At 72.2% G+C, this 19,959-nt stretch carries 18 protein-coding genes and 2 pseudogenes; 12 read left to right on the forward strand and 8 right to left on the reverse strand.

Annotation, left to right across the window (positions count from 1 at the left end; genetic code table 11):
* Positions 1-4 precede the first annotated feature (4 nt).
* From AB0P24_RS10605 to AB0P24_RS10620, 4 genes and pseudogenes are all read left to right on the forward strand, one after another.
* The gene (locus tag AB0P24_RS10605; protein WP_365792291.1) at positions 5-334 is read left to right on the forward strand and encodes an antibiotic biosynthesis monooxygenase; all 330 of its coding nucleotides are present in this window, start codon (positions 5-7) and stop codon (positions 332-334) included.
* Positions 335-522: 188 nt separating this feature from the next.
* Positions 523-1,486 (forward strand): annotated as a pseudogene (locus tag AB0P24_RS10610) (FtsK/SpoIIIE domain-containing protein); the annotation flags it as partial.
* The gene (locus AB0P24_RS10615) at positions 1,483-1,680 is read left to right on the forward strand and encodes a hypothetical protein (RefSeq protein ID WP_365792293.1); all 198 of its coding nucleotides are present in this window, start codon (positions 1,483-1,485) and stop codon (positions 1,678-1,680) included. The pseudogene AB0P24_RS10610 and the gene AB0P24_RS10615, both read left to right, overlap by 4 nt.
* A gap of 299 nt (positions 1,681-1,979) precedes the next feature.
* Positions 1,980-3,344 (forward strand): replication initiator, encoded by a 1,365-nt coding sequence (locus AB0P24_RS10620; RefSeq protein WP_365792462.1) that lies wholly within the window; start codon positions 1,980-1,982, stop codon positions 3,342-3,344.
* A gap of 151 nt (positions 3,345-3,495) precedes the next feature.
* Here the strand turns inward: AB0P24_RS10620 and AB0P24_RS10625 are convergent, their stop codons facing one another.
* A complete protein-coding gene (locus AB0P24_RS10625; RefSeq protein WP_365792295.1) occupies positions 3,496-4,095 on the reverse strand; it encodes a hypothetical protein in 600 nt (199 codons plus the stop codon).
* Between the two features lie 107 nt (positions 4,096-4,202).
* Between AB0P24_RS10625 and AB0P24_RS10630 the strand changes: the two genes are divergently transcribed.
* Both AB0P24_RS10630 and AB0P24_RS10635 read left to right on the forward strand, forming a co-directional pair.
* The gene (locus AB0P24_RS10630) at positions 4,203-4,520 is read left to right on the forward strand and encodes a hypothetical protein (RefSeq protein ID WP_365792297.1); all 318 of its coding nucleotides are present in this window, start codon (positions 4,203-4,205) and stop codon (positions 4,518-4,520) included.
* A gap of 129 nt (positions 4,521-4,649) precedes the next feature.
* A complete protein-coding gene (locus AB0P24_RS10635) occupies positions 4,650-7,451 on the forward strand; it encodes a PKD domain-containing protein (protein ID WP_365792299.1) in 2,802 nt (933 codons plus the stop codon).
* 151 nt (positions 7,452-7,602) lie between these two features.
* On the opposite strand, the gene AB0P24_RS10640 is transcribed toward AB0P24_RS10635, so the two are convergent.
* The 3 genes from AB0P24_RS10640 to AB0P24_RS10650 form a co-directional block, all read right to left on the reverse strand.
* A complete protein-coding gene (locus tag AB0P24_RS10640; protein WP_365792464.1) occupies positions 7,603-8,355 on the reverse strand; it encodes a recombinase family protein in 753 nt (250 codons plus the stop codon).
* Positions 8,243-8,734: a recombinase family protein gene (locus AB0P24_RS10645; protein ID WP_365792301.1), complete on the reverse strand. Its 492-nt coding sequence runs from the start codon at positions 8,732-8,734 to the stop codon at positions 8,243-8,245. The genes AB0P24_RS10640 and AB0P24_RS10645 overlap by 113 nt, the downstream gene beginning before the upstream one ends.
* Positions 8,735-8,806: 72 nt before the next feature.
* Positions 8,807-9,070: a hypothetical protein gene (locus tag AB0P24_RS10650; RefSeq protein ID WP_365792303.1), complete on the reverse strand. Its 264-nt coding sequence runs from the start codon at positions 9,068-9,070 to the stop codon at positions 8,807-8,809.
* A gap of 22 nt (positions 9,071-9,092) precedes the next feature.
* On the opposite strand from AB0P24_RS10650, the pseudogene AB0P24_RS10655 reads away from it, so the two are divergent.
* Together AB0P24_RS10655 and AB0P24_RS10660 are read left to right on the forward strand one after the other, a co-directional pair.
* Positions 9,093-9,302 (forward strand): annotated as a pseudogene (locus AB0P24_RS10655) (antibiotic biosynthesis monooxygenase family protein); the annotation flags it as partial.
* Between the two features lie 42 nt (positions 9,303-9,344).
* Entirely contained in the window at positions 9,345-9,542 is a 198-nt protein-coding gene (locus tag AB0P24_RS10660; protein WP_365792305.1) for a hypothetical protein, read from the forward strand.
* Positions 9,543-9,563: 21 nt separating this feature from the next.
* Here AB0P24_RS10660 and AB0P24_RS10665 read toward each other — a convergent pair whose 3' ends face one another.
* Together AB0P24_RS10665 and AB0P24_RS10670 are read right to left on the reverse strand one after the other, a co-directional pair.
* The gene (locus tag AB0P24_RS10665) at positions 9,564-10,853 is read right to left on the reverse strand and encodes an FAD-dependent oxidoreductase (RefSeq protein WP_365792307.1); all 1,290 of its coding nucleotides are present in this window, start codon (positions 10,851-10,853) and stop codon (positions 9,564-9,566) included.
* 110 nt (positions 10,854-10,963) lie between these two features.
* A complete protein-coding gene (locus AB0P24_RS10670; RefSeq protein WP_365792309.1) occupies positions 10,964-11,908 on the reverse strand; it encodes an RNA polymerase sigma-70 factor in 945 nt (314 codons plus the stop codon).
* A 620-nt stretch (positions 11,909-12,528) separates the two neighbouring features.
* Here AB0P24_RS10670 and AB0P24_RS10675 point away from each other — a divergent pair.
* From AB0P24_RS10675 to AB0P24_RS10690, 4 genes are all read left to right on the forward strand, one after another.
* Positions 12,529-13,653 (forward strand): substrate-binding domain-containing protein, encoded by a 1,125-nt coding sequence (locus tag AB0P24_RS10675; protein WP_365792311.1) that lies wholly within the window; start codon positions 12,529-12,531, stop codon positions 13,651-13,653.
* Positions 13,650-14,450, forward strand: a complete 801-nt coding sequence (locus AB0P24_RS10680) for an ATP-binding cassette domain-containing protein (RefSeq protein WP_365792313.1) — start codon at positions 13,650-13,652, stop codon at positions 14,448-14,450. Before AB0P24_RS10675 ends, AB0P24_RS10680 begins: the two co-directional genes overlap by 4 nt.
* Complete coding sequence (locus AB0P24_RS10685) at positions 14,441-15,664, forward strand: sugar ABC transporter permease (RefSeq protein ID WP_365792315.1); 1,224 nt, start codon at positions 14,441-14,443, stop codon at positions 15,662-15,664. The genes AB0P24_RS10680 and AB0P24_RS10685 overlap by 10 nt, the downstream gene beginning before the upstream one ends.
* Positions 15,665-15,923: 259 nt before the next feature.
* Positions 15,924-18,323 (forward strand): SpoIIE family protein phosphatase, encoded by a 2,400-nt coding sequence (locus tag AB0P24_RS10690; RefSeq protein ID WP_365792317.1) that lies wholly within the window; start codon positions 15,924-15,926, stop codon positions 18,321-18,323.
* A gap of 1 nt (position 18,324) precedes the next feature.
* Here the strand turns inward: AB0P24_RS10690 and AB0P24_RS10695 are convergent, their stop codons facing one another.
* Together AB0P24_RS10695 and AB0P24_RS10700 are read right to left on the reverse strand one after the other, a co-directional pair.
* A complete protein-coding gene (locus tag AB0P24_RS10695) occupies positions 18,325-18,723 on the reverse strand; it encodes a hypothetical protein (protein WP_365792319.1) in 399 nt (132 codons plus the stop codon).
* A gap of 47 nt (positions 18,724-18,770) precedes the next feature.
* Positions 18,771-19,895, reverse strand: a complete 1,125-nt coding sequence (locus tag AB0P24_RS10700) for an MFS transporter (protein ID WP_365792466.1) — start codon at positions 19,893-19,895, stop codon at positions 18,771-18,773.
* Positions 19,896-19,959: the final 64 nt, after the last annotated feature.

Consider the following 19,959-nt stretch of genomic DNA (forward strand, 5'->3'; position numbering starts at 1 on the left):
GCCCATGAGCGTAGTCAAGATCAACGTACTGACCGTACCGGCAGAACAGCGGGAGACGCTGGAGAAGCGGTTCGCCTCCCGTGCCCACTCCGTGGAGAGCTCCGACGGGTTCGAATGGTTCGAACTTCTCCGTCCGGTCGAAGGGACCGACAGCTACCTCGTTTACACGCGGTGGCGCGATGAGGAGTCATTCCAGGCATGGATGGAGGGGCCCATGAAAGCGGCGCACCAAGGCGGTGGCAAGGAGAGCGGCGAGAAGCCGAAGCCGGCCGCCACGGGGTCGACTCTGTGGTCCTTCGAGGTGGTCCAGCAAGCCGAACCCAAGACCGCATAGGGCAGAAAGCACCTACTCTTCGTGCCCTATATGTCCGACTGAATTGCAACCTCCTCTAGGGGCTCAGGACGGCTGGCTCCGCGCGCGGCGCGAGCCTCGAAGATCATGGCCCCAACGTCGCGCTCTACCAGCCAGGTCCACTACCTGCCCGACGCGCCGGAAGCTTACGGGGCCATGATCACTCGCGGGCGGATGCCCTGGTGCACGCGTGGAAGGTCCACGCGGTCCGGGTCACCTCGCCCGAACGTGGGCTCGTCCTGCTGACGGCGACGGCCACGGATCCGCTGGAGCGGCCCGGCTTAGCCACCGCGCCGGCCGAACTCCTCAGCGCGCTGATCGGGGTCCTGGAGTCCGGCGGTGCCTGGGTGATGAACCTGCGGCTGGTGCCGCACTGGCTGATCGCCGGTGCCACCGGTCCGGCAAGTCCACGCTCCTGGCCCGGCTGATCACACAGCTCGCCCCGCAGCGGGTTGCCCTGGTCGGGATCGACTGCAAGGGCGGCATGGAACTGGGCCTGTTCGCCGACCGGCTGAGCGCGCTCGCCACCTGCCGCAGTGAAGCGGTCACCGTGCTGTTCGCGCTGGCGGCCGACATGCGGGAGCGGATGAGCGCGTGCCGGTCGGCCGGCGTCCGCTCCATTTGGGAGCTCCCCGACAAGCTCCGCCCGGTCCCGGTCGTCGTGATCGTCGACGAGATCGCCGAACTGTACCTGTCGGACGGCACCCGCGAGAGCAAGACCGAGGCGGAGCAATGCTCCACGCTCCTGCTCCGGCTGGCCCAGCTCGGTGCCGCCCTCGGCCTGCACCTGGTCGTTGCCGGGCAGCGTGTCGGCTCCGACCTCGGCCCCGGCGTCACCGCTCTGCGCGCCCAGCTCGGCGGCCGCATCTGTCACCGCGTCAACGACCCCGGCACCGCCGAAATGACCCTCGGCGACCTCAACAAAGACGCCGTGGCCGTCGCCCAGTCCATCAGAGCGGAGGAACGCGGGGTGGCCGTGTGCACCGGCCCGGACGGCGGCTGGAGCCGCGCGCCCGCTCCCACCTCACCCCCACCGAAGAAGCCGTGTCGACGGCCCGCAAGCACAGCGCGCTGACCCCTCAACTGCCCGCCCTCATCCGCGCTCTTGCGGTGCTGGAAGGAGAGAGCAAGTGATCAGCGAAGGTACGGCCTACGGGTTCGCGGTGATCTTCGGGATCATCACCATCCTCCTCGTCCGCTCCCGCGATGTCCGCCCGTGGGAAGCCGCCTGCGTCGGCCTCTTCGGCCTCTCCCTCGGCCAGACCCCCGTAGGCCTGACCGTGCACGAACTCGTCACCTGGGTCATCAGCAGCTTCTCCCACCACTGAGCAGAGAAGGGACCACCACCATGCCCATGCCTCGCGTGAGGTGCCCCCACTGCAAGGGCGACGGAGCACGGAAGACCTGGACCGGACGGCTGCGGCGCTGCCGCATCTGCCGCAGCACCGGCACCATCCGCTGACCCACAACCCCACCCACCGGACCACCGAAGGGACCACCCCATGGACAACGGCGCACCACCACCCACCCACCGAGCCGCCCCGGCGGCCCACCCCGGAAGGCCACCACCATCACCCCGGACTTCACCCCGGCTGACAGGCGCGCCGCCCTCGACCGCGCAGCGCGCCTGCGTCAGCTCCCCGAAACCGACCGCGACGCCATCCGCCTCGCCCAAGACCCGAACTTCCCCCGCTGGCTGGAGCAGATCACCGCGACCGGCGGATGCGCCCACCCCGTCCACCTCTCCGGCTCCACCACCACCCTGGACGGCACGACCGGCGAGATCCTCCACCACTACGACACCCGTAGCGAACCGGGTGAACGCCTCCTCGTCCGCTGCCGCAACCGCCGGGCGACCGTCTGCCCGGCCTGCTCCCGCCTCCACGCAGGAGACACCTTCCACCTCGTCCGCGCGGGCCTGCTGGGCGGCAAGAACGTCCCCGCCACGGTCCGCCATCGGCCTCGGCTCTTCGTCACCCTGACTGCCCCGTCCTTCGGCCCGGTCCACCGGTCGGGGGATGTGTGCCGTCCTCGCCGTGGCGGTGGGACCTGCGAGCACGGGCGGCCCCTTGGCTGCGGCGCCGTCCACACCCCGGACGCTCCGGCCGCCGGCCAACCGCTGTGCGCCGACTGCTACGACTACACCACCCACGTGCTGTGGCAGGCGCACGCCTCCAAGCTGTGGGACCGGTTCGTCATCGACGTCCGGCGGCGCCTTGCCTCCGCTGTCGGCCTCGTACAGTCCCACTTCGCACGGCACGCCCGACTGTCCTTCGCACGCGTCGCCGAGTACCAGAAACGCGCGGCCGTCCACGTACACGCCGTCGTACGCCTCGACGGACCGAGTGGGGCCGATGACGAACCCCCGGCCTGGGGCACCACTGAGTTACTGGCCGACGCCGTGCGCGCCTCCGCCGGTCGCGTCCTGGTCCACGCCCCGTACAGCCTGGCCGTGGGAGAGCTGGCACTGCGCTGGGGCGCCCAGATCGACGCCCGGCCCCTGCGCACGAACGGCGACGGCCCAGACGATGACGCCGTGGCCGCGTACGTCGCCAAATACGTCAGCAAGGGAGCCAGCGAGACAGGCGCCGGCCTCGACCACCCTGTCACCGATCAGTCGGACATCGAGTCGGCACCCGTGAGCGAACACGTCCGCACCCTCATGCGGGCCTCCTGGCGCCTCGGCGGCCTTCCCGAGTACGCGCCCCTCCGCCTCCGGGACTGGACGCACACCATCGGCTACCGGGGCCACATCCTGACCAAGTCCCGGGCCTACTCGACCACCTACGCAGCCCTCCGCGCAGAACGCGCCCACCACATGGGCCACGGCGAAACCCCCGAAGCCATCGTTGATCGGCACTGGCGCTACGTCGGCTCCGGCCACACCCCGGGCGCTGCATTGATAGCTGCCAGTGCCGCCTCCGACCTCGTCCTCAACAGAGAGATCGCACGTTTTGAGGCGGGCAGTGCCGGGGGGAGCGCCGTTTGGTGAACGATCCGGATCAAGAGTTACGAGAATGGGCACGGGCGCACGCCCGCAAGGCGCCGCGATGGTCGGAGCGGAAGTGGCGGCGGGTGAACGTTACGCTTCGACTGAATGTCACCACCCGCCGCCCGGGTCCTCCTCCGTCCTCGCCGGAGGCCTAGGCGGGCTTGCCCGGGGTTCCCTTCCACGGCCAGTACTCGAAGCTGTTGCCCGTGTACCAGTCCAGGCGGGTGTTGCCGCAAGCACCGCTGTGCACGTCGAGGAAGTCGAAGTAGACAGCCTTGATGGACTTCTTGGGGAAGGTCACGGAGATCTCCGTGGTGACGGTGCCGCGCGAGGGGATCGTGCCCACGGCCAGAGCCTGGGAGTTCCACAGAGGCAGCGTGCCGTTGGTCTTGCTGTTCCAGTGCAGCGCCATCGCGTGCCAAGAACCCTTGCCGACGCGCCACTTGATATGGGGCGCGGGGCCCCGGTTCTTCATGAGGTTGCCGATGGCGAAGACATAGGAGGCCTTGGTGAGCGCTGTGTTCTCGGTGTTGTGGAGCCGGAGTGTGGCGTAGAGCGGAACGCCGGGCTTGTGTGCGGTGGGTGTAACCGATCCGGCCGCGTCCGAGACCGACACCGCTCCGTACCGGCAGTTGTACCCGGTGGCGGCGTCCTTGGGCTGAGCGGCAGCCGCGGCACCGTGGGCGGCGAGCGCGCTGAGGACGCCGGCAGTGGCGGCAAGAACGGCGCCGTGGCGAATAGTGGTGTTCAACATCTCCTCCTCATCGCCTCGATGGCACAGTGGCCGCCGCCTGCCGTCAATGATCTTTGCGGGATCATTGCGTACTGGAGGACTAAGGCGTGTTGTGAAAGTGGATCTTGACGCTGGTACTGGTGCTGCTGCCCCGGCTGCAGGCACGCCGGCTCGCGAAGATCAGCGTGCTGCGCGGTGAGTTCCGGGTCCGGGTGGACGATTCCGGTGCGGGTCACCACGGGCGACACCCCGACGATCGTGGGTGGGGGTCGCTGCCGCGCTATGCGGAGACGGCCGAGCTGTTCGTCATGCTCAGCACCGACATGAACGCCACAGGACTCACCATGCTGCCCAAGCGCGGCATCCAGGCCCCGACCGACGCCGACCGGCTCCGGGCGGTACTTGACCGCCGTGCAGCGGTCTTCCGCGCGAGGGGGGGCTGACCGAACACGTTCAAACGGATAGACGATCAAGGGCAACGCAAGACCCCCTCTTTGTGATGCCGGTGCCAGACTGCGCCTCAGGACACCCGATCTATTGGGGGAATGGTGGGCTCGTCACGCTTCGTCGCCTTGGCCGCGAGCATGCTGGTCATCGTGGGCGTTCTGGCCGGAGCGCCGGCCGCTGCGGCGGACACCGGGCAGCCCGAGACGTTGTACGTGCAGGACGTCGACTGGTGCAGCGACACGGGCCCAGGCACGCAGGGCGTGCCGCTCTGCTCGGTGCAGGCCGCCGCCGACGTGGTTGTGCCGGGCCAGACGGTCGACATCGTCGGCCCCCCGCGCCACGGCGGGAGGGTGACCCTCACCCGGTCCGGCACTTCCTCCGCGCCGATCACCTTCCAGGGCGTCTCCTCCGACCCCCTCGGCACCTCGGCCGCCCTGATCCTGCCGCCGCTCCTGGGCGGAACGATCACCCTGTCGGGCGTGCACGACGTCCACGTCTCCTACCTCCAGCTGGACCACACCACGACCGACGCCGTCGACGTCAAGGGCTCGCAGCACGTGGTGCTCGACCGTCTGTTCATCGCCCAGCAGGGCCCCCAGGACGGGACCGTGGCCACCGACGGGGTCTCCGTCGACGGCGCCTCGTCGGATGTCACCGTCTCCCGCAGCCAGATCTACGACAGTCACGGGACCGCTGTCCAGGTCGCGTCCGGCGCGCACGACGTCATCGTGACGACCAACGAGCTCGAAGGCAGCAGATACGCCGAGATCGCGGTCAGCGGCACCGCTACCGCGGATCTGACGGGCAACACGCTGGACGACGCGTGCGGGCCGGGCCTCACCATCGACGGCGGTTCCTCCGCGACGGTGGAGAACAACGTCTTCACGGGCGTCGGGCACGACACCGTCTGTCCCGCCCCGACGGCCCCCGCGTTCTCCGTCGCCGCCGACTCGGCGGCCTCCGTGACCGCCGACTACAACGCCCTCGCGGTCAACAGCGGCCGGACCGAGTACTCCTGGGGCGGCACCGCGTACACCACGGTCGCCGCCTTCACCGCGGCCACCGGCCAGGGCGCCCACGACCTCGACCACGTCGGCTACGCCTACCCGGAAGCCACGGACGAGAACTCCCCGGTGATCGACTCGGCCGACGCCGACGCGCCGGGCGAACTCGCCACCGACGTGCACGGCGCGCCCCGGGTCGACGACCCCCTCGTCGCGGACACCGGCACCGGCGCCCATACGACGTACGACCGCGGGGCCTTCGAACGACAGGACACGCTCCCCGTGCCCAGCGGCGCCACGTCGTCCAGCGGTATCGGACCGCTCACCGTGTCGGTGACGCCGAGCAGCACGCATCCCGGCTCCTGGGGTCTGCCGCAGACGTACACGGTGGACTTCGGCGACGGCAACCCGGCCGTCACGGAGGCCTCGGGGACCGTCACGCACACGTACACCACCCCCGGCGTCTACGCGGAGAAGGTCACCGTCACCGACGCCAACGGGTGCAGCGCGACCCGGACGGCGAAGGTCACCGTCGGTACGGCGACGCCCCCGGCCACGTCATTGACCGTGAGCCCGGAGATCGCCCAGGGCACCGTCGACGCGGGAACCGCCTCCCTCACGCTCGACCACTCGGACAACTGGGAGCTCGCCTCGCGCACGATCTCCTGGGGCGACGCCTCGTCCAGCAGCGTGCCCGTCACCGCGGGAGCCACGGGGCATGACTACGAGCCGTTCCGCAGCTACACGCTGACGCTGACGCAGACTGACATCTTCGGGCGTACCGCCACCGCCACCGCCACCTTCCGGCCAGCCGACTCCTACACGCCGCTGACGCCGCCGGAGTACGACTACCAGGGCACCGTCAAGGCCCATGGCCTCCTCGACCTCACCAGCAGCACCCTGCACACCGATTCGAACGGCGTCGACGCGGCCGCCCTGAGGGTCACGGTCACCGGCGGCACCGCGGGCGGCTATCTGACCCTCTATCCGTACGGCACCACGCGGCCGTCCGTCTCAGCTCTGAACTTCGCCGCGCACCAGACCACCGAGAACGGCATGACGGTCAGGACAAGCCCCTCCGGGGACGTATACCTCTTCAACGGCAGCGCGGCCTCCATCAGCGTGAAGGTCGTCACCGCCGGGTTCTTCAGCCACGCCCAGTACGGGCACACCTACACGCCCGTCACCCCCGTCCGCGTGCTCGACACACGAAACGGCACGGGTGGCGTCACCGGCCCGGTGACGCCCGGGAAGTCGATCACAGTCAGTGTCGCCGGGACCCACGGCATCCCGTCGGACGCGGCGGCCGTCGTCCTCGACGTCCAGACGACGAGCGCCCAGGCGTCCGGATCGCTCAGTGTCACCTCGCACGGCATGGTGGACTCGGCCGTCACCACGTCGTACTGGGCCAAGGGGCAGACGGTGTCGAACCTGACCGTCGTGCCGCTCGCCGACGGCAAGGTCGTGCTGCACAACAGCAGCAGCGGCTCCGTGCAGATGGTCACCGACGTCTTCGGCTACGCCGACGCGACCGGCACCGGTTCGGTCTACCTGCCGTCCACGCCCACCCGGATCCTCGACACCCGGAACGGCACCGGAACCGGTGGCCGCATCGCCAAACTCGGGGCGCACCAGACGCTGAAGCTCAGGTTCAGCGGCGTCCACGGCATCCCGTCGTCCGGCACTACGGCCGCCGACCTGGTGCTGACCGCCGTCAGCCCCGCCACCGGCGGCTACCTGACCGCCTGGGCCGACGGAACCACCCGGCCGGGTACGGCGAGCCTGGACTACGGCACCGGGCGGACGACACCGAACGAGATCACGCCCCAGGTCGGCTCGGACGGGTACGTCGACATCTACAACGGCGGCTCGGCGGCCGTGAACGTCCTCGCAGACCAGTACGGCGCGTACGTGGCCCAGTGATGCCGCAACCGCCGACAGGCCGCCTCCGCCAGGGGGTGTGGGTGGGCGAAGCCCCCCCGCCCCGTGCGGGCGGAGCCCGCGCAGAAACGACGAAGGCGATCCATGTCCGCGCATTCCGCGGACATGGATCGCCTGTCGCCCTGGTGCTGGATTACTCGTTGGATGTACGCATCTCGGCGTCGTAGTTGTCGAGTGGCCACGGCCGTGGCCCGCGTGATGTCGTCGGGTTGGCGAAGTAACGCTCTTTGGTGAGCAGGCGCTGTTGGCGGGCTTCCTTGGCCTCCTCGATGTCCTCACGGACACGAGCAAGCCTCTCTTCGCCATCCCACTCCCGCGGCGCCGCCTCGGCCTGACGCGCTGCCGCTTCCTCCTCGTACTTGGCGATCACAAGCTCCGTAACCGCCTTGTCTGTCTCAGGACCGGGGATCCTCGTACCGCCTCCGCAACCGCCCTGCCCCTTGTCTGGGCACATGTAGTAGAAGAACCCTTCGGGCTTGTTGGCGCTCTTCGGCGCCTTCATCGCCCGATGGAAAGCGCCGCACTCGTCCTTGTCGCAACGCAGAGTTCCGGTCAACAGGTATTTGCGGGAGTTGTGCCCATTGCCGGGCTGCATGTTCTCGCCGATGACTTCGAGCAGGGCTTCCCACTGCTCGACAGAGATGATCCTCTCCCACTGCCCGCGTACCGGTTCGCCGTCGTCCCCGTAGACGATCTCCCAGCGCTCGTTCTCCGTTCCCGTGTCGGGGTTGAGGGTGCGTACCTTGCGTGATCGGATCCCGCAGACGCGCGGATTACGCAGCACCATCTTGAGCTTGGTGGGATTCCACGTGCTTCCGCGCGGCGTCGTCACCCCGGTCTCGTTCCAGCGGACTGGGTAGGCACGTACCGGAGCACCCCCGAGGATGCCAAGTGCCGCTTCCCGCAGGAGCTTCGATTCGGTCGGGTGCAGGGTCCGCTTGTCGTCCAGCCAGCCGAACGGCCGCGCTCCCCCCTGTCGGGATGCCCTCGCGTTCCAACGCCCGGTGCTTACGCCGCACGCGCCTTGCCGTGTCGGCGGACTGCTTGTTGCTCATCGCCACGACCACACGAGCCGTGGCGCGCCCGTTCTCCGTGAGGAGGTCAAGGCTGCCGTTGATGTCGATGATGGGCCGGCGGTGGCGCTCCACCACGTCGATGGCGTCTTCAAGATGCCGGTTGTCGCGTGTCAGGCGGTCGATGTCGTAGACGATCAGGCCGTCAAGGCTCTGGCCGTCGGGTGTCCGGCCGGACTTGAGGTCTTCCAACGCGCCTTCGAAGACGGGGCGGACTACTCGGTAGACCACTCGGCCGTCCGGCAGGCGGACGCGCTTCTTGCGTCATGCCGACGTGTCCGGCTCGTAGTAGATGTGGACGCACGTGCCGCCGTGGCGGGCGATGTAGTCCCGGCCGTCGCGCTCCTGCTCCTTGGTGCTCTTGATGTCGCGGCCCGTCATGGGACCGCGTCGTTGGCTGCCGCTCTCGGACGGTTCGCCGGCGGGCTCGTCGTCGTCCTCGTCTGTGGAAAGGCGGACCAGAACTGCCCAGTTCTGGTTCTCTAAGTTCCCCCACTGTGCGCGAGAGACCAAGTCATCTTCGCTCATGGTTCGTAAGGTACATCCGCACATCCTGTGCCCGATCGAAGGCACTGACAGCTACCTCGTTTACACGCGGTGGCGTGACGAGGAGTCCTTCCAGGCATGGATGGAGGGGCCCATGAAGGCGGCACACCAGGGCGGTGGTGAGGAGGGCGGCGAGAAGCCGAAGCCGGCGGCCACGGGGTCGGTTCTGTGGTCCTTCGAGGTGGTCCAGCAGGCTGAACCCAAGAACGCGTAGTACCCCGGCAGCAGCTTGGTGTTCCCTGGTCAGGGGCAGTGGGTGACCGTGCTCGTCGCCACCCGGGAGGGCGACCGGCGCTGCACCCGGGACCGGGTGCACCCCCACCCGGCCGCCCGCGGCCGCGCGCCAGAGGGTGCGGAGGGCGCGCGGCCGAAGCCGGCGGCTTCCGGTTCGCCGTTGTGGTCCTTCGAGTTGTGGTCCTTCGAGGGGGTGCAGTCGGCGGGGCCGAGGGGCTGACAGGCTCGCCCGCGTGTGCGGTCAGGCCGGTGTCGTGGTCGGCAGGGGCGTGTCCGCACGGGCCGGTGCCGCCACGACGCGGCGGCGCCGGGCCGGGAGGCCGAGCATCGGGTGGGCGACGGCCCAGGCCGCGCCCTGGCAGATCAGTTCCTTGTAGCGGGCGGCGGTCCGGCCGGTCAGGGCCGCCCTGACGGCGCGGTCGTCGGCCGTGACGTACTGGATCAGTCCCTCCCGGCGGCCCAGCGACACGCACTGGTTTACGTAGCGCAGCGGGGTGCTGGGGAGTTTGCCGCCGGTCAGGCGGGCCGCGACGGCGTCGGCGGCCTGCCAGGCCATCGGGATGCCCGAGGCGCAGGACATCCGGAGCGGCTTGCCGCCCGCGCCGGTCGCCGAGGCCGCGTCGCCGATGGCGTACACGTCCGGGTGCGAGACCGAGCGCATGGTCCGGTCGACGACGATCCGGCCGGCGTCGGTGACCTCCAGGGCGGTGGCCCGTGCGACGGGGTGGACGGCGAAGCCGGTGGTCCACACGGTGACGGCGGCCGGGACGGCCGCGCCCGCGGCCGTGGTGACGTGGCCGGGCGCCACGGCGGTGACGGCGGTGTGCTCGTGCACGGTGACGCCGAGCCCGTCGAGGACCTTCCGCAGGTGCCGGCGGCCCTTGGGCGAGAGCCAGTCGCCGAGGGCGCCGCGGGCGGCGAGGGCGACGTCGAGGTCCGGGCGGGCCTCGGCGATCTCGGTCACGGCCTCCAGACCGGTGAGTCCGCCGCCGACCACCACCACGGGCGCTCCGGCCGCCAGCGAGGCGAGGCGCCCGCGCAGCCGGAGCGCTCCGGGGCGGCTCGCGATGTGGTCGGCGTGCTCGGCGGCACCGGGGACGCCCTGGTCGTGCCAGTCGCTGCCGAGGGCGTACACGAGGGTGTCGTACTCCAGTTCCCGTACGGCCTCCAGTTCCCGTACGGCCTCCAGTCCCCGTACGGCCTCCAGGTCCGGTACGGCCTCCAGTCCCCGTACGGCGTCGTCGCCGGTGCCGTTCACGGCGGTGGTGGTGACCGTCTTCCGGTCGACGTCCACGGCGGTGACCCTCGCGAGCCTCAGCTCCACGCCGGTTCCCGCGAACATCTCGGCGAAGGGCCGGGGCCTGAGCTCCTGGCCGGTCGCGAGCTGATGCATCCTGACGCGCTCGACGAAGTCGGGCTCGGCGTTGACGAGGGTGAGGGCGACGTCCTCGCGGCGCAGCCGCCGGGCGAGGCGGCCGGCGGCGACGGCTCCGGCGTATCCGGCGCCGAGGACGACGATGCGGTGCTGCATGTCCGTGCTCCTGTCATCCAGCTCTTCAGCGGGTCGCCCCCTGAACCGGGCGGCCCGCCGTTTCCTGACAGGAGTGCGGTGTGAAGCGGGTCACATCGCGGTGGCCGGGGTCAGAAGAGGCGGAGCAGCGGGTCGCCGTGGCCGGTCGCCGCCCACCGCCTGGTCGCGCGCTCCAGCTTGTCGGGGTTGAGCTGGTTGCGGAACGCGGCGATGCCGTCGGCGGTGATCTCCAGGCACATCACGCCGAAGACCCGGCCGTCGACGACCGCCACCAGGGCGGGGCCGCCGTTGGCGGTGGTGAGGTACAGCTCGACGGAGCCGCCGGCCAGAGCGCGCTGGGCCGGGCCCTGTTTGAACAGGCCGCGCATGAACTTCGCGACCGCGAGGGCACCCTCGAACGCCCTGGCGGCGGCCGGGACCTTCCCGCCGCCGTCGCCGACCGCGACGGCGTCCTCGGTGAGCAGCCGGACGAGCGGCTCGGTCCGGCCGCTGGTGGCGGCCGCGAGGAACTCCTCGATGATCCGCCGGGCGGCGGCCTCGTCGACCTCGGTGCGGGCCCGGCCGTCCGCGACGTGCTTCCTGGCCCGGTGCAGGATCTGCTGGCTGGCGGCCTCGGTGAGGTCGAGGATCCGGGCGATCTCCCGGTGCGGGTAGTCGAAGGCCTCCCGCAGCACGTACACCGCGCGTTCGGCCGGGGTGAGGCGCTCCAGCAGGACCAGGACCGCGTACGACACCGACTCGCGCCGTTCCGCGGTGTCGGCGGGGCCGAGCATCGGGTCGCCGGCGAGCAGCGGCTCGGGGAGCCACTGGCCGACGTAGGTCTCGCGCCGGGCGCGGGCCGAGGTGAGCTGGTTGAGGCAGAGGTTGGTGAGCGCCTTCGTCAGCCAGGCCTCGGGGACCTCGATGCGGGCGGTGTCGGCGGCCTGCCAGCGCAGGTACGTCTCCTGCACGGCGTCCTCGGCCTCGCTCGCGGAGCCGAGGAGACGGTAGGCGATGGCCGCCAGGCGCGGCCGGGCCGCCTCGAACCGGTCCACGTCACTCACGGTCAGGGCCATGCCCCGGATCCTAGCCCGCCCGCATCCCGCCGTCCCGGCTCCAAGTCGGCGGGGTACGGCGGTCCGTGGCCGCCCGCACCGGGTCCGGGTGCCGCACCGCAGGGAGGAATGCACGTTTTTCCGTGAAGGGCGGTAGGGGGTCCGGGAGGGCTCCGGGAGGGCTCTGCGCGGCGTCTGCCGCCCACGGCATACGACCGGAGGACGAATGTCATGCGGCTCCGCGCCCGGCCAGGGGGTGACCTCTCGGCCGACGAGGCCGTGGGCGCGGCGCCGGCCGACATGACGCGCCGGACGGGCGCGGTGATCTGCGGCGGCAATCCCGCGGCGGCGATCGGCGGCGGGTATCGGCGGCGGGTATCTCGTCGAGGAGCCGGCCGCGCCTGCTGCGCCTGGTGGCGCCGTGCGGACTGCCCCTCGACTCCATCGCGCCGCCCTGGCGGCGGCTGCCGCTGACCGCGACCGCACCCACCCACCCGGCCGTCCGGCGCGCCGCCCGTGATCGACCGGGTGCTCCGCGAGGACACCGGGTGGCGGCTTCACTAGCCTGATACCGAACACCCGATAAGCGGGTGAATATGGATGAATATCCAAAAGAAGGCTAATACCCCAAGGGACCAGTCATGGGTGTCGGCGTCGGGCTTCCGGGTGCGAAGCGCAGGGCCCTCGCGCGGGTGACCGTCGCGGTCGCCGTCGGCGCGGTGTTCGCGCTGGCCGGAGCCTGCGGCGACGCCGGAAGCGGGGCCGGCGGCGGGCAGGGGGCCGGGCTCAGTGTCGGCGTGCTGTTGCCGGGCGGCGGCGCCTCGCGGTTCGGGCGGTTCGACCGGCCGCTCATCGAGCAGAAGCTGAAGCAGCTGTGCCCGCGCTGCCCGGCGCCGGCCGTCGCGGCCACCCCCGAGCCGGCGGTCCAGCAGCAGCAGCTCGACGCCATGATCACCCGGGGTGTGGACGTCCTGATCCTCTCCGCCATCGCCCCCAGGTCACTGCGTTCGTCGGTGGAGGCCGCGCACCGGGCCGGCATCCCGGTCGTCGCCTACGACCGGCTCGCGCTGGGCCCGGTCTCCGGCTACGTCACCTTCGACGGCGCGGCGATCGGCAGGCTCCAGGGCGAGGCCCTGCTGAAGGGCATGGGAGCGAAGGCGCACGGCGGCCAGATCGTCATGCTGAACGGTTCCGCGGCCGACCCCAACTCCGGCTGGTTCGAGCGGGGCGCGCTCTCGGTCCTGCGGGGCAAGGTGCGGATCGGCAAGTCGTACGACACCCCCGACTGGCGGCCGGACGCCGCCTACACCGAGATGTCCGGCGCCCTCTCCGCACTGGGCGCGGACCGCGTCGCCGGCGTCCTGGCCGCGAACGACAGCCTCGCCGGTGCCGCGATCGCCGCCCTCGACGCCGGCGCGGTCCGGCCGCTGCCCCCGGTGACCGGTCAGGACGCCGACCTCGCGGCGGTGCAGCGGATCGTCGCGGGCCGGCAGTACATGACCGTCTACAAGTCCTACCGGGCCGAGGCCGACGCGGCGGTCAGGATGGCCGTCGCCCTGGGGCGCCGCGAGCCGGTCGGATCCGTCGCCACCACCACCGTCGACAGCGCCACCACCAGGAACATCCCCTCGGTGCTGCTGGGGTCGGAGTCGGTGACGGCCGGCACGATCAAGGGCACTGTGGTGAAGGACGGTATCTATACGGTCGACCAGATTTGCACCCCCGGGCTGCGGTCCGCCTGCGCCAAGGCCGGACTCACCTCATGAGCGGAGGCGGTAGCACCGTGGTCCAGCCCCTGCTCGCGCTGCACGGTGTCTCCAAGCGCTTCGCCGCCGTCCAGGCGCTGGTGGACGTCGACCTGGAGATCCGGGCCGGTGAGGTGGTCGCCCTGGTCGGCGGCAACGCGGCCGGCAAGTCCACGCTGGTCAAGGTGATCTCCGGGGCCGGTCCCCCGGACCGGGGCGAGATCGTCTGGGAGGGCCGCCCCGTGCAGATCAGACGCCCCCACGACGCCCGGGCCCTCGGCATCGCCACCGTCTACCAGGACCTCGCGATGTGCGGGAACCTCGACGTCGTCGGCAACCTCTTCCTCGGCCGGGAGATCCACCGGTACGGCCTCCTCGACGAGGTCGAGATGGAGCGGCGCGCCCGTGAGCTGCTGCGGACCCTGCCCATCGACATCCCCGACGTGCGGGCGCCGCTCGCCACCCTCTCCGGCGGCCAGCGGCAGGTGGTCGCGATCACCCGGTCGTTCCTCGGCGCGCCCCGGCTGCTGCTCCTCGACGAACCCACCGCCTCCCTGGGCATCGAGCAGACCAACCAGCTGCTCGACCTCATCGAGGAGCTCCGCGACCGGGGCACCGGAATCCTCCTCATCAGCCACAACATGGGAGACATCAAGGCCGTCGCCGACCGGGTCGCCGTCCTGCGCCTCGGCCGCAACAACGGCCTGTTCGACGTGGGCACCACCTCCCAGGAGCGGATCATCGCCTCCGTCACGGGCGCGGCGGACCACTCCGGCCGGCACCGCCCCTCCCCCGACCCCGAGGAGAGATGGTCGTGAGGAGGTCCGCCACCGGCCGCCTGCGGCGAGGCCGCTTCCGGCAGCGCGCCGACCCCGCGCGCCGCCGGCCGCCCGAGGGCGGCCCCGGCCCGGCCCCGGTGCTGCTCGCCCTCGGCGTGATCTGGGCGGTCTTCCAGAGCCTCAACGCGAACTTCCTCTCGCCGCGCAACCTGTCCGTGCTCAGCGTGGACATCGTCGGGACCGGGCTGGTCGCCGTCGGTGTCGTCTTCGTGCTGCTCATCGGCGAGCTCGACCTGTCGGTGGGCTCGCTCGCCGGCCTGTCGGGCGCCCTGTTCGGGGCGCTGAACGTGAACCACGGGATGCCGGAGTGGCTCGCCGTGCTCGTCGCGGTCGCCGCGGGCGCGGGCGCGGGGGCCTTCCACGGGTTCGTGTTCACCAGGACCGGGGTGCCCGCGTTCGTCGTGACCCTCGCGGGGCTGCTGACCTGGGACGGCCTGATGCTCTACCTGCTGGGCCCGGAGGGGACGATCGACTTCAGCGAGAACGGGCTGGTCGCCAGGCTCACCAGCCGCCACGTCACGGCCGCCCTCGCCTGCTACGGCCTGGCGGCGCTCGGTACGGCGGCCTACCTCGCCGTCCGCCTCCACGACCGCGCGCGCCGGTCCGCCGCCGGCATGCCGAGCCGGCCGGCGGGCGAGATCTGGTTCCGCACCGCCCTGCTCGGCGCCGCCGCCTTCGCCGCCGCGTACGTCCTGGACCGCTTCGAGGGCCTGCCGCTCGCCCTCCTGATCTTCCTCGCCGTCCTCGTCGCCTCCGACCTGCTGCTGCGCCGCACGGCCTACGGCCGGCGGGTCCTCGCCCTCGGCGGCGGCGCGGAGGCGGCCCTGCGGGCGGGCCTCGCGGTGGACCGGGTCCGGATCTCGGTCTTCCTCGTCTCGGGCGCGCTGGCCGCGGTCGGCGGCCTGTTCGTGGCCTCCCGGCTGACCGCGGCGACCACGCTGCCGGGCTCCGGCATGCTGCTGGTCAACGCCATCGCCGCCGCCGTCATCGGCGGCACCAGCCTCTTCGGCGGCCGCGGCTCGACCTGGTCGGCGCTGCTCGGCGTCCTCATCATCCAGTCGATCGCCTCGGGCATGGCCCTCCTGGGGGTCCAGCCCGCGGTCCAGTTCATGATCACCGGCGGGGTGCTGCTGATCGCGGTGGTCTTCGACGCCCTGGCCCGGCGAGCGGCGGCGGGGCGGGCGCGAACCTAGCGGGATGCCGGGCGAGACGCCGCGGGGAGGCGAGCGCGAACTAGCGGGATGCCCGGCGAAACGCCGCGGGGAGGCGAGCGCGAACTAGCGGGATGCCGGGGGAGACGCCCGGGGAGATGCCGGACAAGGCGGCGGGGGAGACGCCGCGCAAGACGCCGCGGGGAACTGTCGGCGGGGTGCTGTTCGGTGCCGGTTGAGCGGAGTACGGCGGGGCGGGATCCTGAGAACGAGCCGGGGTACCCGGACGTCCGGAGGCACCATGACGGGACGCGTACCGGAGGACCTCGCCGTCGTCGTCGACGCCGGTGGGGCGGTTCTCGTGTGGAGCGCGGGCGCCAGGCGGCTGCTCGGGTACGAACCCGCCGAGGTCGTCGGCCGTTCCGTCCAGCCGCTGCTCGCCGCCGAGCTGCCCCCGTCCGCGCGCCGGCACCTCGCCGACGGGGGGCGGTGGTCCAGCGAGGTGGCGCTGCGGCACCGCAACGGCGACCGGATCGTCGTGTCCCTCCAGGGAACCCCGCTGGACGCCGGCACCGGCCGGCCCCTGTGGCTGGTGACCGGTGCCGCACGGGTGCCCCTGTCCGGACGCGACCAGCCCGGGGCCGCCACCCTGTGGGACCTCACGCTGGCCCAGCTGCCGATGCCGGTGGCGATCTACGACCGTCAGGCCCGGTTCGTCGCCGCCAACGAGAGCATGACCCGGATCATGGGCCTGTCCGTCGCGGAGATGCGCGGCAAGACCGTGTGGGAGATCGAGTCCAGCCCGCCCTACGACGAGTACGACCGCCTCCAGCGGCAGGTCCTGCGCACCGGACGGACGGTCTTCCACGAACAGCACGCCCGGGCACCCGGCGAGACCCGGGATCACGCCTGGTCGATGTACTTCTGCCCGCTGAAGGACGAGAACGGCACGGTGCAGGGCCTGTCCGCGGTCGTCTTCGACACCACGGAGCAGTACTGGGCCCGCCGCCACCTGGCCGTCCTCAACGACGCCAGCATGCGCATCGGCAGCACGCTCGACGTGACCCTCACCGCCGAGGAACTCGCCGAGGTGGCCGTGGCCGGGTTCGCGGACTTCGTCACCGTCGACCTGCTGGAGTCCGTCGTCCTCGGCGACGAACCGGAGCCGCTGCGACCGGGCGAGCCGGTCGCCGTCCGCCGCACCGCACAGCGGTCGGTGCTGGCGCACTGCCCGGAGTCGGTGGCCGCCCCGGGCGACGCGTTCCACTACCCGGTGGACACCCCCCCGACGCGGACCCTGCTCGCCGGCCACGGCACCCGCCACCGGCCGGGCGACCCCGGCATGCAGGACTGGCTCCGCACCTGCCAGGCCCGCGCCGAAGCCGTCACCCGGCACGTGATCCACTCGCTGCTGCTGGTCCCGCTGCGGGCCCGCGGCGTCACCCTCGGCCTCGTCCACTTCCTGCGGCACCGCACGCCCGAGTCGTTCACCGAGGACGACCAGCGGCTCGCGGAGGAGATCGTCGCCAGGGCCGCGGTGAGCGTGGACAACGCCCGCCGCTACACCCGCGAGCGCCGCACCGCCCTCGCCCTGCAGCGCAGCCTGCTGCCCGGCCGGCCGCCCTGCCTGGCGGCGACCGAGGTCGCCTACCGCTACCTGCCCACCGGGTCCGGCGCGGACGTCGGCGGCGACTGGTTCGACGTGATCCCGCTCTCCGGCGCCCGGGTCGCCCTGGTCGTCGGCGACGTCGTCGGCCACGGCATCCGCGCCTCGGCCACCATGGGCCGCCTGCGCACCGCGGTACGGACGCTGGCGGACGTCGACCTCGCCCCCGACGAACTCCTCACCCAACTGGACGACCTGGTCATCCGCCTCGACCGCGAGGAGGGCCCGGAGGTGCCCGGCCGGGCGGAGACGGCGTCCTCCGGCGAGGTCGGCGCGACCTGCCTGTACGCCGTGTACGACCCGGTGAGCCGCCGCTGCACCATGGCCCGCGCCGGCCATCCGCCGCCGGCCCTGGTCACCCCCGCCGGTGACGTCCGCTTCCTCGACCTGCCGGCCGGCCCGCCGCTCGGCCTCGGCGGCCTGCCCTTCGAGTCCGTCGAGGTGGAACTGGCCGAGGGCAGCCTGCTCGCCCTCTACACCGACGGCCTGGTGGAGACCGCCGACCGCGACATCGAAGTGGGCCTCGGCCTGCTCCGCCGGGCCCTGGCCGACCCGGCCGCGCCCCTGGAGGAGACCTGCGACCACGTCCTGCGCACGGTCCTGACCGACCGCCCTGCCGACGACATCGTCCTGCTGCTGGCCCGCACCGCGGCCCTGGACACCGCGAAGGTCCGCACCTGGCAGCTCCCCCAGCACCCGTCCGCCGTCGCCGGGGCCCGCAAGATGGCCTGCCAGCAGCTGGCGGCCTGGAACCTGACGGAAGCGGCCTTCGCCACCGAACTGATCGTCAGCGAACTGGTCACGAACGCGGTCCGCTACGGCGACGGACCGATAGCCCTGCGCCTGATCCGCGACGCGTCCCTCATCTGCGAGGTCTCCGACGGCAGCAACACCGCCCCGCACCTGCGCCGGGCCCGCGTCTACGACGAGGGCGGCCGGGGCCTGCTGCTGGTCGCCCAGATGGCGGAGCGCTGGGGCAGCCGCCAGACCCCCAACGGCAAGACGATCTGGGCGGAACAGCGCCTGCCCACCTGACCTACCGGGTGAGCGGCCGCTCCCGCCGCAGCGTGTCGATCACGGCGGACACCACGGCGGAGCCGACGAAACCCCCCACCATGACCAGCCCCACCCCGACGATGAACAGCCCACTGGCGTCGTCCGACCAGTCGGCGTAGGCGGCGAGGGTCAACCCCACGGTCGTCCCGCCCACGGCCGCGGCGCTGTGCCCCCGGGCCGCCGCCGCGCACACCGCCGCGAGCAGCGTCCCGGCCAGCCCGGCCACCTGCCACACCTGGTATGGCCCGCTCACCGCCCCGTCGCCCCGCACGTCGTACCCCTGGTCCCAGCCCAGCCAGGCGGCCCAGGCCGCCATCGCCACCCCGGCCACCACGAGCGCCGGCACCGTCGCCCGCAGAACGGGCCTGTGAAGTCTCATGCCTCCAGGGTTCCGGCCGGGCCGGGCGCCGAACAGAGTACGGATACTCAGACCGACACGGCGGCGACCGCGGCGGCGGCGAGGGCGATGAGTACGGCGAGGGCGCCGTAGCCGTGGGTCAGGGTGGTGCCGGAGGCGACCGCGGCGACCAGCAACGGGCCGCCCGCGTCGCCCAGTTCGCGGCCGAGCTCGGCGGCGCCCATGGTCTGGCCCAGGCGCTCCGCGGGGGTGCCGGCGGCCAGCGCGGCGAAGCCGAGCGGGGTGATCAGGCCGGTGCCGGCGCCGGTCAGGACGGCGGCGGTGAGGATGCCGGCCAGGCCGGGCAGCATGGCGCAGGCCAGGCCGGCGGCGGTGAGCAGCAGTCCGGCGGTGAGGCCGGCGCGTGTCGTCAGGCGTCCGGCGTCCCGTGCGTGTCCGGCACGCGGCTGGACCAGCGCGGCGGTCGCGGCGAGCAGCGACACGGCGGCGCCGGTGGCGACGGTGCCCAGCCCCGCCACGCGGCCGGACACGGGCAGGAAGCCCACCCCGACCGACAGCGCGGCGGTGGCGGCGGCCAGTGCGGCGGTCGGGGCGAGGAACCCCCGGTCGGTGAGACGGCGGGCGAGGTCGAGGAGCGTCTGCCGGGCCTTGGGCAGCGGCGGTACGGCGGGGACGGCGAGCGCGGCCCAGACGGCGACCGCCGCGCCGAGCACCGCCAGTACGGTGAACAGCAGGCGCAGTCCGCCGGCCCACACCAGGACCCCGCCGAGCAGCGGGCCGAAGGTGTAACCGACCGACTTGCAGAAGCCGTAACTGCCGAAGGCACGGCCGTGCCTGGCGGCCGGGTTGAGGCGGGCCACCAGGGCGGAGGCGGCCGGGGAGAAGGCGGAGGCCGCGACGCCCTGGCCGAGGCGGGCGGCCCACAGCCGGCCGGGGCTGTCGGCCACGGCGTACAGCCCGGAGGCGAGGGCGAAGGCGACCAGGCCGCCGATCAGGACAGGACGTGCTCCGATCCGGTCGGCGAGGGTGCCGAACACCGGCTTCAGCACCACCTCGGCACCGTCGTACAGCGCGAGCAGGCCGCCCAGCACCAGCAGCGAGGTGACCGCGTCCGCGCTGTGACCGCCGAGGTTGGCGGCGATGCCGTGCGCGCCGAAGGCGGTGGTGAACCCGGCCGCGTACAGCGGCCACATCGGCCCGCTTCGCTGCCCGCCCGGCCTGCTCATGCCGGTGACGGTAACAGGACCCGGCTTCCCG

It is taken from the genome of Streptomyces sp. NPDC086519 (assembly GCF_040686075.1).
GTDB lineage: Bacteria > Actinomycetota > Actinomycetes > Streptomycetales > Streptomycetaceae > Streptomyces > Streptomyces shenzhenensis.

Excerpts from the sequence above, each read along its gene's own strand:
- AB0P24_RS10605 (WP_365792291.1), top strand. The coding sequence starts at position 5 with ATGAGCGTAGTCAAGATCAACGTACTGACCGTACCGGCAGAACAGCGG.
- AB0P24_RS10700 (WP_365792466.1), bottom strand. The coding sequence starts at position 19,895 with ATGTGGCCGCTGTACGCGGCCGGGTTCACCACCGCCTTCGGCGCGCAC.
- AB0P24_RS10665 (WP_365792307.1), bottom strand. The coding sequence starts at position 10,853 with ATGCAGCACCGCATCGTCGTCCTCGGCGCCGGATACGCCGGAGCCGTC.
- AB0P24_RS10650 (WP_365792303.1), bottom strand. The coding sequence starts at position 9,070 with ATGAGCGAAGATGACTTGGTCTCTCGCGCACAGTGGGGGAACTTAGAG.
- AB0P24_RS10680 (WP_365792313.1), top strand. The coding sequence starts at position 13,650 with ATGAGCGGAGGCGGTAGCACCGTGGTCCAGCCCCTGCTCGCGCTGCAC.
- AB0P24_RS10695 (WP_365792319.1), bottom strand. The coding sequence starts at position 18,723 with ATGAGACTTCACAGGCCCGTTCTGCGGGCGACGGTGCCGGCGCTCGTG.
- AB0P24_RS10690 (WP_365792317.1), top strand. The coding sequence starts at position 15,924 with ATGACGGGACGCGTACCGGAGGACCTCGCCGTCGTCGTCGACGCCGGT.
- AB0P24_RS10675 (WP_365792311.1), top strand. The coding sequence starts at position 12,529 with ATGGGTGTCGGCGTCGGGCTTCCGGGTGCGAAGCGCAGGGCCCTCGCG.
- AB0P24_RS10670 (WP_365792309.1), bottom strand. The coding sequence starts at position 11,908 with ATGGCCCTGACCGTGAGTGACGTGGACCGGTTCGAGGCGGCCCGGCCG.
- AB0P24_RS10685 (WP_365792315.1), top strand. The coding sequence starts at position 14,441 with ATGGTCGTGAGGAGGTCCGCCACCGGCCGCCTGCGGCGAGGCCGCTTC.